Below are 12920 nucleotides of genomic sequence, written 5' to 3' on the forward strand. Positions count from 1 at the left end.
ACCGGGTCCGGGGATACCCGGGTGAGGTCCTGGGATACCCGGACCGGGTCCGAGGGTGCCCGGGCCGGGGCCGGGAGTGCCGGGACCGGGTCCGAGGACGCCCGGGCCGAGTCCGGGAGTACCGGAACCGGGGCCGGGAGTGCCGGGACCGGGGCCGGGGCCGGGAGTGCCGGGACCGGGGCCGGGGCCGGGAGTGCCGGGACCGGGGCCGGGAGTGCCGGGACCGGGGCCGGGAGTGCCGGGACCGGGGCCGGGAGTGCCGGGACCGGGGCCGGGAGTGCTGGGGCGGGGGCCGGGGGTGTCCGGACTGCCGGGGGCCGCCCGGCGTGCCGGACCGGCCGGGTCGGGGCCATCGCCGCTCTCCTCCTCGTCGTGATACCGCTCGCCGCGGGGTCGCCGCCCAGCGGGCTCATCGCAGCCGGCGCAGGGCGCTCTCGGCGTGCCAGCGCGCCAGGGTCAGGGCCTCGGTGCTCGTGCGTCCCAGCCACTCGCGCACCTGGCGGCGGGCGTCGGCGGGCAGGACACCGGAACCCGGGGCGCCGTGCAGCACGCTCTCGCGGAGCATCACCTGGTGCGCGCAGGCCACCCGCACTCCCGAGGCATCGGGCTCCAGGTACCACTCCCCGTAATAGGCGGCGACAAGGCCGGACGGCAGGACCTGCTCGCGGACGACGGCCCGCCCGGTGGCCGGGACCTGCTCGCGGACGGCCTGCCCGGCGGGGGCCTGCTCATGGACGGCCTGCCCGGCGGGGGCCTGCTCGTGGACGGCCTGCCCGGCGGGGGTCTGGTCGTGGACGGCCTGCCCGGGGGCCGGGATCTGTTTGTGGACGATCCGCCCGGCGGCCGGGAAGCACAGGCGTACGGCGCTGGTCACCGAGGTGTCCCCGGTGCGGGGGTCGCTGGTGTGCAGGAGGGTCCGCTGCACGCCGGGGCGGTCCTCGGTGACCTCGGCGCGTTCGACGTGGGGAACCAGGTCGGCCCAGTCCGCGACGCGGTACAGGAAGTCGTAGACGATCTCCGGGGAGCCGCAGGCGTAGACGCTGTCCTCGAAGGAGAGCAGCAGTTCGTCCAGGCGGTCCCAGCGTTCTGCCGCCTCGCGTACGGCCTCGAGCTGGGCGCGTACCTGCGCCTGCAGCGCCCCCGGCTCCTGGCAGGCCGCCCCGCAGGCGGCCGGGTGCCGGCGGTGCAGGGTCAGCAGACTGCGGCCGGCGCCCTGGGGCGAGACGCTCCAGCTGCCGGACTGCACCGCGTCAGGCTGCACCGCGCCGGCCTGCGGGGAGTCGGGCTGCGGGGAGTCGTGCAGTTCGAAGTCGATGCGGCGCTCCTGCGGGTGCAGCGTGCGCCGTGCGTGGGTGCAGCGCACCCGGCCGTTCCGCAGGTGCCACACCTGCAGGCGGTCCCGGGCGCCGTCGAAGTCGACGCGTTCGACGTGCAGGCAGGAGGGCAGGTGGAGCGGCCAGCGCGGGGCGTCGGCGAGCAGGCCGTAGACGACGCCGGGGGGCGCCGCGACCGCGACGGTGTGCCGGGCCCGGTGCATGCGCGACCCCTTTCCTCCTCCGGATGTGATCAACGCTGCACGCCGGGGGCCGAGCCGTGCTCGATTCCTGGTGGAGAGGGGGTGCGGGGCGGGGGTGGCTCAGCCCGCCCGGACCGCGCTCGCGCTCATCGCGGGACGCGCCGGGAGGGTCTCGGGCCCCGACATCAGCAAGGAGCGCTGCAGCTTGGCGAGCGCGGGCGAGGGCTCCAGGCCCATGGTGCGCACCAGGATGGCGCGCAGCCGCTGGTAGGCGTCGAGCGCCTCGCCGCGGCGCCCGGAGCGGTAGAGGGCCAGCATGTACTGGCCGCACAGGCTCTCGTGCATGGGGTACTGGTTGATCAGCACGGTCAGCTCGGCGAGCAGTTCACGGTGGCGCCCCAGACGCAGGTCCGCCTCGACACGCTGGTCCAGGGCGCACAGCCGGCTCTCCTCCAGGCGCTTGGCCTCGGTCCGCAGCTGGGGGCCGGTGTGCACATCGGCCAGCGCGGGACCGCTCCACAGCCCAAGGGCCTGGCGCAGCAGACGGGCGGCCTGGGGATAGTCCTCGGCGTCCATGGCCCGGTACCCGCTGCCCGCGAGCCGCTCGAACTCCCGTACGTCACTGACACCGTCACCGCTCTTGAGCAGATAACCGCCGGGAACGGTCAGCAGCACATCCTTGGCCTGACGCCGCCCACCGCTCCCGCCCCTGGCACCACCGTCCAGCACGCCACCACCGCCCTCGGCGGCACCGTCCAGCACGCCACCGTCCATGGCAGCACCACCCTCAGCGCCGCCGTCCTTGGCACCACCGTCCTTGGCGGCGCGGTCCAGGGCGGTGCAGATGAGTTCGCGCAGCTGCAGGATGTAGGTCTGCAGGGTGGCGCGGGCACTGCGCGGGGGACTGGCCCCCCACAGCTCCTCGGCCAGCACCCCCACCGGGACCACCTGCCCGGCCCGCAGCGCCAGCAGGGCGAGCACCTGGCGCGGCTTGGGCGCCGTGGGCGTGATGGAGACGTTGTCGAGCCGTACGGCGAGTGTGCCGAGCACATCGATGTCCACAGCGTCTCCCCCATCGTCGGTGCCGTCCGGAGCGGACTCCTCGGCACACCCAGTAAAAAACAGCACGGGCGGTATGTCAATGCCGCGGGGGCCGTCCCGCCCGGCGCTGGACACGGACTCGAGGCAGCCGCAGGACACACGTGTCACCGCCCCAAAAGCGGAGCGCACCGCCCCGGACAGAGGCGGCCGCACGGACGGACGGCTGGACGGACTCGGACTTCCCCCGGGACCGGGGCTCCCCATTCCGCAGCCGTTCCCCGCACCGCCGATCGCCGTGTCGCCTGCCGTCCGGCGCCGTCCGGCCTCCGCCCCGGCGTGCCGGCCTCGACCACCAGCACCGTCCCGTGCTTGGCCTGCAGCTTCTCGAACAGCTCTCGCGGCTTCGGCTCGCTGTTGGGGAGCGGCTTGTCGATCACCTTCTGGCTTTGTCCACGAGATTGGGCAGCAGTTGTTCAGCACTTCGGCCAGCGCCCAGCTCTGTCGCCGTTCGATTTCAGGGGCGGGGCAGCCGGGGTCGGCCGATGGGAGGGAGCGCGCAGTGAGAAGGGCCCTGGCTCGGCGTGGGTGCCGGAGGCTAGCGTCAGGTCATGCGGATCTTGCATCTCTCCGACACGCATCTCGATCGGTCCGGCGGCCCTGACGCCGACGGCGCGGATGGCACTGCGGCACTGCGCGGGCTGCTGGCCGAACTGGGCCATCTGCGCGACCTCGGCGCGGTGGTGGTCACCGGCGATGTCGCGGACGACGGTTCGCACGAGGCATACGCACGGGTGCGTGAACTCCTGGCCGACTACGCCGGCCGACGAGGGGCTAACGTCTTCTACACGACCGGTAACCACGACGACCGCACCGCATTCGCCGACGTGCTCGGCATCGGCCACTTCCAGCCCGAGACGGCATATGAGGGAGCGGGCGGTGAGCTGGCGGGGGCGAGCACAGTGGAGGGATGGCGGCTGATCACGCTGGACACGCTCGTGCCGGGCAAGGGCTACGGCCGGCTGGACGGCGGCCAACTCGACTGGCTCCGCGAACTGCTGGCCACGGCGGCACCGGTGGGCACCGTCCTGGCCTTCCACCACCCACCGGTCGCACTGGACGTCGACGTTCAGCGAGCGCTGGGCCTGCAGAACAGCGCCGAGCTGGCCGAGACGATCCGCGGAACCGACGTCCAGCTCATCCTCTGCGGGCACTTCCACCTGCAGATCCTGGGGCGCCTGGAGCAGGCCACCGTCTCGGTCACGCCTGGCGTCGTGAGCCGCATCGACTTGACCGCCCGCCCCGGCACCGAGCGCGCCGTCCACGGCCCGTCGGCCTCCCTCGTCCACCTCGGAGCGCCCCACGGGCCACTCATCCACACGCTCCACGCCCGGGATCCACGAATGGGACAGACGATCTACGAGGCCGACGAAGAGGAGATGCGCGAGGTCATCGGAAGGCTCGGACCCTCCGCAGCGAGCCCGACCTGAGTCCGGGACACCACTTGACCGCCCCCACTTGCCCCTCGTCGCGGCTGCTTGCTGTTCGAATCGGGAGCCCGTCTGGGCGCTGACCGAAGCGCTGAACAACTGCTGCCCCATCTCGTGGACAACCAGAGAGCCACTTCCCGGCCTTCACCAGCATCACCTGCACCCTCATCCGCCACCGGCGGCGCGCCCGGGCAGAGGGCTTCCAGGATGCGTCGGCGCAGGCGCGATGGGTGCCGCAGACGGTGCGGCGAAAGAGCATGGCGCTCGCCCCGTCGCCCGGGCGGGCCAGGAAGTGCTCACGCTGGATCTCGTCGCGCCGGCCGTCGAGGCGCATGCCGGCGCGCAGTTGGTCGAGGGCTTCGGGATGCGCCGCCGGCTCGGTCTATCCGGCCTCGCCCACGAAGGCCGCCGCGTCCTGGCAGTGGACGAACCGGTGCGGATCCTGCCAGGCGCTGAGACCAGGGGTGCGGCGGGTGACCTCGTGCAAGACGTCCTCGCCGACACCGTCGAGCCCGCAGGAGTCAGCGAATTCACCCGCAAGGCGTTCAGCCGCGCTCCCGTCCGCGATGCACCACGGGCAGAAACGTCGGTGCCCGGTCACCCGGTGCCCGGTCACCCGGTCATCCGGTGTCCGTGTCCTCGTCGTGCGGTCCGTCCGCGCCGCCCGGCCGGGGGAGCACCTGCTGGGGTGAGGCGGCCAGCAGCGGCAGCAGGAAGGTCCAGAACTGGGTGGTCCGTTCCGGCGACACCCACCGGCGGTCGAAGTCGCCGAGGGTCTCGAAGCCGACCGTGGCGGCCACCACGGCCGCCGCCGCGCCCTCGCAGGAGACCCCGTAGGCCAGCTCGCCCTCCCGCGCGGCCTGCGCGACGAGATCCTGCACCCAATGGCACCACCACCGCACCAGCCCTCCCCCGTCCTGGCCCTTGGCCCGCGAGGGATCACGGCTCAGCTTGAAGCCGGCCCTGACCACGGGATCACTGCCCACCGCGTCCAGCAGCCCGCACGTCGCGTTCACCAGCGACTGCAAAAGCGTGTCCTGCGCCCCGCGGCAGCCCGCCGCCATCTTCCCCACGAAGTCGGCCGCGGCCGACTCCACCTCCTTCGCCAGCGCCTCCTTGCTGGCGAAGTGGAAGTGCAGGGCCCCGGTGCTCACCCCGGCCCGCCTGCTGACCGCGGGCAGACTGGCCAGCGCATAACCGTTGTCGGCGAAGACCTCGGCCGCGGCGACGATGAGGGCCTCACGCGTACGGGCCGCCCGCGCCTGCTTGACCATTGCACCCTCCCTGCTACCCATCCGGTGAACCACTTTAGCAAACCGCATGCCTGGTAGGTTTACAAGAGCGCAAGATGACGCTCTGTTTGAAGGCTTCAACAATACAGCCGGGAAAGTCCCCAGCTCGGCGGGAAACCACCCCCGCCGGCCCACCCCCCGCGGGCCCCGGGAGGCCGGCGCGGAACGGTTCCGGCGGTCTGTTCCGTGCCGCCCGGGCCGTGGCGGCACGGCGAAACCGCGAGACAGAGGAGAGGAGGGGCGAAAACGCGCCGGAAACCGCGCCGGCCCGCCGCGACGGCGCGCGGTGAGAAACCTTCCATAAGGTTTTGTTCCGCGGGACCGGCACCCGCAAGGCCCGGGCGGCGCCGGCTCAGCCGGCCGCCGGGCGGGCCGCCAGACGCTCGGCTTCCCCGATCACGCGAAGACCCCGGTCCGGCGCGATGTCCAGATTGACCAGGGTGGCGGGCGTGGCGATCGCCGGAAGGATGTAGCGGTAGAGCGTGGAGGCCCGCTCGGGCAGGTCGCTCCAGTTGGCGTAGGCCTCCGACAGGAACTGGATGCCCAGCCAGGCACCGAGGAAGAACTCCGCGGTCTCGCGGGGGTCGATGTGCGCCAGGACCTCCCCCTGCTCCTTGCCCTCGGCGAGCTTGGCGGCCACCAGCTCCGTCCACGCGGGCCAGGCACTGCCGAACAGCTCCCGCCCCTGGAGATCACCGGAAAGCCGGATGCCCGCCATCAGGACCACGTCCTTGGGGATCCGGTGCGCCAGCGTCATGCAGATGTCCACCCACTCCTGGAGCTTCAGCTCACGCGGCACCCAGTAATCACGCGTGATCTGCGCATCGATGACCCCGCGCGCCAGCGCTTCCTTGGAACCGAAGTGGAAGTAGAGCGCACCCTTGGTCACCTCCGCACGCTCGAGGATCTCCGCGATCGTCGCCGCCGCGTACCCGCGCTCGGCGAAAACCGCGGCCGCCGCCTCGACAACAGCACGCCGGGTCCGTACCGCACGTTCCTGCCGCGCCATGGGACCCTCCAGGACAGGAGAAACAAAACCGAACGTGAGGTACCTTACCCCACCCTTACGCTCCTACCCGGACCAGGACCCGCCCATACCTGCCCAGCACCCCCCACAAACCGGCCACCCCACCCCACACCCCCCACCCGACAGCCCCCCACGGCCGCCACCCCACAGCCCCCGCCGACCGCCACCACCCCGCAAATCCCGGCAGCACCACGGCAGATCCCGGCGACCGCCGTCACAGGCCGCCGCCATCACGGACCGCCGCCCCGAGGTTCCCGGCAGCACCGGGCCGCCACACCCCACGGTTCCCGGCAGCACCCGGCAGCACCGGGCTGCCGCGCCTCACGATTCCCGGGGCCGGCGTCCCACGGTCCCGGCAGATCCGGCGGCCGCCGCCGTCACGGGTTGCCGCCCCGCGGTTCCCGGCAGGTCCCGGCGTGCGCAGGGGCGCCGAAGTGACCAGGGTGCCGGGTTTTCCCGGGGCGCCGGGGTGACCCGTGGCCCCAACTGCCTGGGCGCCCGCGAGAAGTTGGCGGGCGCCCGGTCGCCGTCGGGGGCTCATCACCCGCAGGCACGGGCGGTCGGTGGGCAGTGCCAGCGGCTGCGGGAGGTCGGCCAGCGTGACCCGGGGTGCCGAAGTGACAGGGTGCCGGGTCTTTCCGGGATGCCGGGGTGGACGGGTGCCGGGTTCACCAGGCGGTGCGTCCCCCGTCCACGGACAGGGTCGTGCCCGTCACGAAGCCGGCCCGGTCGCTGCACAGCCATGCCGCCGCCTGCGCCACCTCCTCAGGCTCCGCGGCCCGCCGCTGCGGCGCGGAGCCAAAAGCACGCTGCCTGGCGTCAGGGTCGGCGAGCCAGTGCTCGACCATCTCCGAGCGGGTCAGCCCCGGCGCGACGGCGTTGACCCGTATCCCCTGCCCCGCGTACTCGACGGCGGCCGCCTTGGTCAGCCCGATCACCGCATGCTTGGAAGCGATGTAGGGCGCACCCGCCGAGGACGCCACCAGACCGCCGACACTGCTGGTGTTCACGATCGCTCCCCCGCCGCACGCCAGCATCGCGGTGATCTCACTGCGCATGCAGTTCCACACCCCGCGCACATTGGTGTCCATCACCGCCTCGTAGGCGTCGTCCCCCAGCAGATGCATCGGCGACCGCTCCAGCCCCACCCCGGCATTGTTGAACGCCACATCCAGCCGCCCGTACCGCTCCACCACAAACTCCACAGCACACCGCACCTCCACGGCACTGCGCACATCAACAACCCGGAAACCCGCCCGCGCCCCCGAACCCTCCAACTCCCCCACCAGCTCCCGCAACCGCTCCCCGCGCCTGGCCGCCAGCACCACCACCGCCCCCTGCGCGGCGAACACCCGGGCAGCACCCGCACCGATCCCACTGCTCGCCCCCACGATCAGTGCCACCTTCCCCGCCAGCAGACCCCCCGCCTCCCCGCTCACACCGACCCCTCCCCACACCCCACACCCGCACCCGCACCCGCACCCGCGAGCCGCCCACCCCCCGGACGCCCCGCACCCTCCCGCCCGCCATCCGGGAGCCACACACGATCCTGTCCACCGTCCGGGGACCACCCACCGTCCAAGACCCGCACACCCTCCCGCCCACCGCCCAAGACCCGGTCCCGCGCACCGTCTTGCCCGCCGCCCCGGGGCCGCACACCGTCCTGTCCGCCGTCCGAGGCCAGCACGCCGTCCCGCACGCTGTCCAAGGCCCGGTCCGGCATGCCGTCTTGTCCGCCGCCCCGGGGCCGCACACCGTCCTGTCCGCCGTCCGAGGCCAGCACGCCGTCCCGCACGCTGTCCAAGGCCCGGTCCGGCATGCCGTCTTGTCCGCCGCCCCGGGGCCGCACACCGTCCCGCACGCTGTCCAAGGCCCGGTCCCGCATGCCGTCTTGTCCGGCGTCCGGGCGGGACGTGCTGTCCGGTCGGCCGTCCGGGAGCCACACGCTGTCGTGTCCGGCTTCCTGGTCCACGGTGTGCAGCAGTGCCTCGTCGATGCCGGCCAGGCGGTCCACCAGGTGCCGCACCCCGTTCTCCCGCATCGCACGCCGCTGGAACCCGTGCCGGAACGCACTGGGATGCCCGATGAACGGCACCCGCGCCTGGCGCGCGTGCTCGGCGAACCGCGCCGCGTCGTCGATGAAGAGCACCTGCGCGGACCCCAGTCCGAACCCCTCGACGATCTCCCCGATACCCGGCCGGAAACCATCGGTGCAGACATAGCCGGGAGCAGTGAAACGCGACCGCCAGGCACCCAGATGACGCTCGAAGTGCCCCCGCCCCAGCCCCCCGTAGCACACCACCTCCAGGCCCAGCCCGCGCAGCCGCCCCACCAGCTCCAGCGCCCCCTCGTTCACCCGCACCGGATGCTCCCGCAGATACCGCTCACGCAACGCGAAATACGCCCGCACCGTCTCCCCCACACCCCCCGCATCCCCCGCCGTCCCGGTCGCCTCCGCGAGCACCCGCGCCGCGACCTCACGCGGCTGCGAGAGCACCGCCCGCTCCAGCTGGGGCGTGTACGCCACCCCGCGCCCCGTGACAAAACGATGGATCACCGGACTGAACGTGTCACTGAGCAGCACACCGTCGATATTGACGGCGGCCGCCCGCAGCGTCCGCAGAACAACGGGCATCGAGGACTCCCTGTCACAGACCCGGACCCGGCACCCGCACGACCGGCATTCCTCCACAACGCCCCCGCCTCACGGAGACAAAGAAAACCGTCAAGCAGGTTTCCACCGGGGACGACCTCACGGTCGAGTGGAATTTTTCGCCGTGACACCGCAAAACGGAGTCACTTATTCATGTTTCGGCCACATTCTTGGTTAAGTCTTTACCTAATAGTCCCAGCCAACAAAACCGGTAGGTCCGTATCTTATGGACTCGTCGGACGCGGCTTCAAGACGGGGGTAACGATGAGAGCGATCACCGCCCAGAGCGCCACAGCAACAGCACAGGTGCAGGACTTACCCCGCCTGACCACCACGGTCCCCAGGGAATACGTCCACCGCGCCAGCCTCGCCGAGGTCTTCCTCAGCTCCTGCACCCCCCGCTCAGGCCTCGACTTCACCCTCACCGGGCAGTGGCCCCGCGCCCACACCTACTTCACCGGCCCCGACCACCGCAGCCACGACCCGCTCCAGGTCGCCGAGACCCTGCGCCAGGCCGGCATCCTCATCGCCCACACCGAACTCGGCGTCCCCCTGGGCCACCACTTCGTCATGTGGTCCCTCAGCTACACCACCGACCCCGCCGCCCTGCACATCACCCACCGCCCCACCGACTTCACCATCCACGCCCGCTGCACCGAACTCCTCCAGCGCCGCACCACCATCAACCGCGCCACCATCGAAATGACCCTCCACCGCGACCACACCCACATCGCCCACGGAGCCGTCACCTTCTCCACCATCAGCCCCGCCGTCTACACCCGCCTCCGCGGCACCACCACCAGCACCACCGGCGACGGCCCGGCCACCCACCCCCACCCCCACACCGGCACCGGCACGGCCGCCGGCATCACACCCGGCACCCCCACCGCCGGCACCACACCACCCGCCCGGCCGCGAGCCCCCATGCCACCCGCCACCGTCGGCCGCCACTCCCCCACCGACGTCGTCCTCACCCCCACCAACCACCCCAGCCAATGGCTCCTCACCCCCAACCTCAACCACCCCGTCCTCTTCGACCACACCAGCGACCACATCCCCGGCATGGTCCTCCTCGAAGCCGCCCGCCAAGCCGCCCACGCCACCACCAACACCCCCCACTTCACCCCCACCAACACCACCACCCACTTCACCCGCTACACCGAACACCACCACCCCTGCACCATCGAAGTCACCCACACCCAACCCGACAACAACACCACCACCACCCTCCACATCACCGGCACCCAGCAAAACCACACCGTCTTCAACACCACCATCACCGGACCCACCACCTAACACCCGCACCCGCACCCGCACCCGGCAGACCAGACATCACACCCCGCAACAACGCCAACCACACCCACCACCAACAACACACCAGAACCCAACCCCACCGCTTCGCCCCCATCACCGGACCACTGGATCCCCCGAGCCGCTGACCGACACACGAAGGCCTCACCCGGACCGCCGGAACTCAGCAAGCAACAAGTCGCCAAGCAGAGCGACAAGTTGGAGCGCAGCCCCCTGACCCACCCTCGGGTCAACCACCGCTAGAGCGTGTCTCTTTGATCGGTTGGCCGGTTGATCGGATGTGTCCGTCCGTTTAGTGATCACTGATGCGATGTGGGACCGGATCGAGCCGATGATGCCGGCCGATCCGGTTCGTGGCCGACGGTGGGCAGACCATCGCCGCACCCTTGAGGCCATCGCCTGGAAGTACCGCACCTGCTCACCCTGGCGGGATCTGCCGGACGAGCTCGGCCCCTTCCAGACCGCCCACAAAAGGCTGATCCGATGGGCCATGGACGGCACTTGGGAACGGATCTTTGCCGCCGTCTTGTCAACAGCGGACGGCAGCGACGATGTCGGCTGGATCGTGGCGGTGGACCTCACTGTCTGCCGAGCCCACCAGCACGCTGCCGGAGCCAGAAAAAGTGCCTCTATGGCTTTCGTCAAGCCGTAGTTGGTGTGGGCGGTTGGTAGAAGGTGCCGTCACGGAGCATGGCGAAGAGGACGTCGATGCGGCGTCGGGCCAGGGCTATGAGAGCGGCGATGTGGTGTTTCCCCTCGCGTCGTTTGCGGTCGTAGTAGGCGCGTGACTCGGGCTGGGAGAGCGAGGCGAACGCTCCGAGGTAGAAGGCCCGTTTGAGTTGTTTGTTGCCGCGCTTGGAGGGGTGTTCGCCGCGGATGGACGATCCGGAGTTCCGGGTCACGGGTGCCAGGCCGGCGTAGGCGGCGAGATGTCCGGCGGTGGCGAAGCCGCTGCCGTCGCCAACGTCGATGAGGATGCGGGCCGCGGTCCTGACCCCGATGCCGGGCATGGAGATCAGGACTTGGGAAAGAGGGTGGGCCTCCAGGAGTTCCTCGATCCGGGCGGCGAGGAGTTTGCGCTGGTCAAGGACGGACTGGAGAGAGCTGGCGAGGCTGGGGACGATCAGTGCGGCAGCATCGGTGCCCGGAACGACGACAGTCTGTTCGTCGAGTGCGGTGAAGATGCCCTCGACCAGCCGCTCGGCCATCCGCGGTGCCTTCGGCCGCATCAGGGCGATCAACCGTCGCCTTCCGGCTTTACGGATCTGGGCCGGTGAGCCGAACTGGTCCAGCAGCCTGAGCACAGCCGGGTGCTGGATCCGTGGGCCTAGGACACGCTCGAGCGACGGGTGGATCTGGGTGAGCAGGCCGCGGAGCCGGTTTGCGGTCCGGGTGGACTCGCCCGCCAGGTCGTCGTCGAACCCTGCGATCATGGCATCAGCGTGTCGGCATCCACGTTACGAAGAGACTGCCTTCCCCGGTCCGGGTTCGGCGCTCGAGCCTCTAATCAGCGGTCTGCCAATGCCTTCGATCCCGGTGACACCACTTTTTCGATCATCGTCGACGAGGGGGCGAAGTCATGCCGGGGCCGAAGGCCGGGAGCCTCATCGCGAGGCCACGAAGAAGGTAACGGGGGCACCGGAACGAGGCGAACCCGAAGATCACGGACTCGGACGCTCCCGAGGCGGTCTGAGCACGAAAGTCCACTTGGCCAGCGACATCCGTGCCCGGCCGCTCGCGGTTCGCATCACCGCAGGCCAGGCAGGCGACGCATCGGCCTTCGAGGCCGTCATGGCCGGCATCCGCGTCCCGCGGGGCGGGCCCGGAAGACCGAGGACTCGGCCGGATGCCGTCCTGGCCGATCGTGCGTATTCATCCCGTGCGATCAGGAGCCATCTTCGTCGGCGCGGGATCCGTGCCGTCATCCCCCAACCTTCCGACCAGGTCGGCCATCGTCTCCGCCGAGGTCGAAACGGCGGCCGACCACCCGCTTTCGACGCCGAGGCATACAAGCAGCGGAACACCGTCGAACGATGCATCAACCGTCTCAAGCAATAGCGCGGCCTGGCCATGCGAACAGACAAGCTCGCCATCGCCTACCAGGGCGCACTACACCTCGCCGCCATCCTCATCTGGACGCGGCCGCGTCCAGACCAATAGTGGATCCCCAAAGTAGTAGCTCTGGGCTCAACTCCATTGCTCCGGATCACTCACCAACAACCTCTATCTGCTCCCAGTCCGTGGGAGTGCCCGGCCCTCCATAGGCTTCGACGAACTGGTAAAGCGTGCCGTCCGGAGAACCCGTGGGCGGGGCGCTACCGAGCCACACGGCATCACATTCGTGGCATACCCACAGGCGGCGACCGTCTTTGACCAGATGGAACGCCGATACCTTGCCTGCGTTGCATCGAGTGCACACAACCACTAATTACCCCCTTTCACACGGGTCACGCTGCTGCGCAACTATCGCAGCGGAGCTCAAGAACCCTGGACTGAGTGTGGTCTCCTACCGTCAAAGAGACAGGCTCTAGTCAAGCTGCGCAACCGTCTCACCCACTTCGGTGCCTCCGACACCGCGGTGGCTGTAGAGGCA

At 70.7% G+C, this 12920-nt stretch carries 9 protein-coding genes and 3 pseudogenes; 4 read left to right on the forward strand and 8 right to left on the reverse strand.

Features of this window, described 5'->3' with window-relative positions; all coding sequences use genetic code 11:
* Positions 1-409: 409 nt before the first annotated feature.
* Together ACF07B_RS07820 and ACF07B_RS07825 are read right to left on the reverse strand one after the other, a co-directional pair.
* Entirely contained in the window at positions 410-1537 is a 1128-nt protein-coding gene (locus ACF07B_RS07820) for an SRPBCC family protein (RefSeq protein ID WP_392178183.1), read from the reverse strand.
* A gap of 99 nt (positions 1538-1636) precedes the next feature.
* Positions 1637-2578, reverse strand: coding sequence for a BTAD domain-containing putative transcriptional regulator (locus ACF07B_RS07825; protein WP_392178184.1), 942 nt, complete (start codon positions 2576-2578; stop codon positions 1637-1639).
* 587 nt (positions 2579-3165) lie between these two features.
* Here ACF07B_RS07825 and ACF07B_RS07830 point away from each other — a divergent pair.
* Positions 3166-4044, forward strand: coding sequence for a metallophosphoesterase (locus tag ACF07B_RS07830; protein WP_392178185.1), 879 nt, complete (start codon positions 3166-3168; stop codon positions 4042-4044).
* A 382-nt stretch (positions 4045-4426) separates the two neighbouring features.
* Here the strand turns inward: ACF07B_RS07830 and ACF07B_RS07835 are convergent, their stop codons facing one another.
* The 5 genes from ACF07B_RS07835 to ACF07B_RS07855 all read right to left on the reverse strand — a co-directional run bounded on the left by ACF07B_RS07835 (position 4427) and on the right by ACF07B_RS07855 (position 8998).
* Positions 4427-4660 (reverse strand): CbrC family protein, encoded by a 234-nt coding sequence (locus ACF07B_RS07835; protein WP_392178186.1) that lies wholly within the window; start codon positions 4658-4660, stop codon positions 4427-4429.
* A gap of 4 nt (positions 4661-4664) precedes the next feature.
* Positions 4665-5318, reverse strand: a complete 654-nt coding sequence (locus tag ACF07B_RS07840) for a ScbR family autoregulator-binding transcription factor (RefSeq protein ID WP_392178187.1) — start codon at positions 5316-5318, stop codon at positions 4665-4667.
* Positions 5319-5688: 370 nt separating this feature from the next.
* Positions 5689-6345, reverse strand: coding sequence for a ScbR family autoregulator-binding transcription factor (locus ACF07B_RS07845; RefSeq protein ID WP_392178188.1), 657 nt, complete (start codon positions 6343-6345; stop codon positions 5689-5691).
* A gap of 686 nt (positions 6346-7031) precedes the next feature.
* The gene (locus tag ACF07B_RS07850) at positions 7032-7766 is read right to left on the reverse strand and encodes an SDR family NAD(P)-dependent oxidoreductase (RefSeq protein ID WP_392178189.1); all 735 of its coding nucleotides are present in this window, start codon (positions 7764-7766) and stop codon (positions 7032-7034) included.
* Positions 7767-7798: 32 nt separating this feature from the next.
* Complete coding sequence (locus tag ACF07B_RS07855) at positions 7799-8998, reverse strand: hypothetical protein (RefSeq protein WP_392178190.1); 1200 nt, start codon at positions 8996-8998, stop codon at positions 7799-7801.
* A 282-nt stretch (positions 8999-9280) separates the two neighbouring features.
* Between ACF07B_RS07855 and ACF07B_RS07860 the strand changes: the two genes are divergently transcribed.
* A complete protein-coding gene (locus tag ACF07B_RS07860; RefSeq protein ID WP_392178191.1) occupies positions 9281-10312 on the forward strand; it encodes a ScbA/BarX family gamma-butyrolactone biosynthesis protein in 1032 nt (343 codons plus the stop codon).
* Positions 10313-10607: 295 nt separating this feature from the next.
* Positions 10608-10976 (forward strand): annotated as a pseudogene (locus ACF07B_RS07865) (transposase); the annotation flags it as partial.
* Here the strand turns inward: ACF07B_RS07865 and ACF07B_RS07870 are convergent.
* Positions 10969-11760: pseudogene (locus ACF07B_RS07870) on the reverse strand (IS110 family transposase); the annotation flags it as partial. The pseudogenes ACF07B_RS07865 and ACF07B_RS07870 overlap by 8 nt on opposite strands.
* A 127-nt stretch (positions 11761-11887) precedes the next feature.
* Between ACF07B_RS07870 and ACF07B_RS07875 the strand changes: the two are divergent.
* Positions 11888-12487: pseudogene (locus ACF07B_RS07875) on the forward strand (IS5 family transposase); the annotation flags it as partial.
* Between the last annotated feature and the right edge of the window lie 433 nt (positions 12488-12920).

It is taken from the genome of Streptomyces sp. NPDC015532, from assembly GCF_043078065.1.
Taxonomy (GTDB): Bacteria; Actinomycetota; Actinomycetes; order Streptomycetales; family Streptomycetaceae; genus Streptomyces.

Bases quoted from the DNA above. Each gene is read 5' to 3' on its own strand.
- ACF07B_RS07820 (WP_392178183.1), bottom strand. From the start codon at position 1,537: ATGCACCGGGCCCGGCACACCGTCGCGGTCGCGGCGCCCCCCGGCGTC.
- ACF07B_RS07830 (WP_392178185.1), top strand. From the start codon at position 3,166: ATGCGGATCTTGCATCTCTCCGACACGCATCTCGATCGGTCCGGCGGC.
- ACF07B_RS07840 (WP_392178187.1), bottom strand. From the start codon at position 5,318: ATGGTCAAGCAGGCGCGGGCGGCCCGTACGCGTGAGGCCCTCATCGTC.
- ACF07B_RS07845 (WP_392178188.1), bottom strand. From the start codon at position 6,345: ATGGCGCGGCAGGAACGTGCGGTACGGACCCGGCGTGCTGTTGTCGAG.
- ACF07B_RS07855 (WP_392178190.1), bottom strand. From the start codon at position 8,998: ATGCCCGTTGTTCTGCGGACGCTGCGGGCGGCCGCCGTCAATATCGAC.
- ACF07B_RS07860 (WP_392178191.1), top strand. From the start codon at position 9,281: ATGAGAGCGATCACCGCCCAGAGCGCCACAGCAACAGCACAGGTGCAG.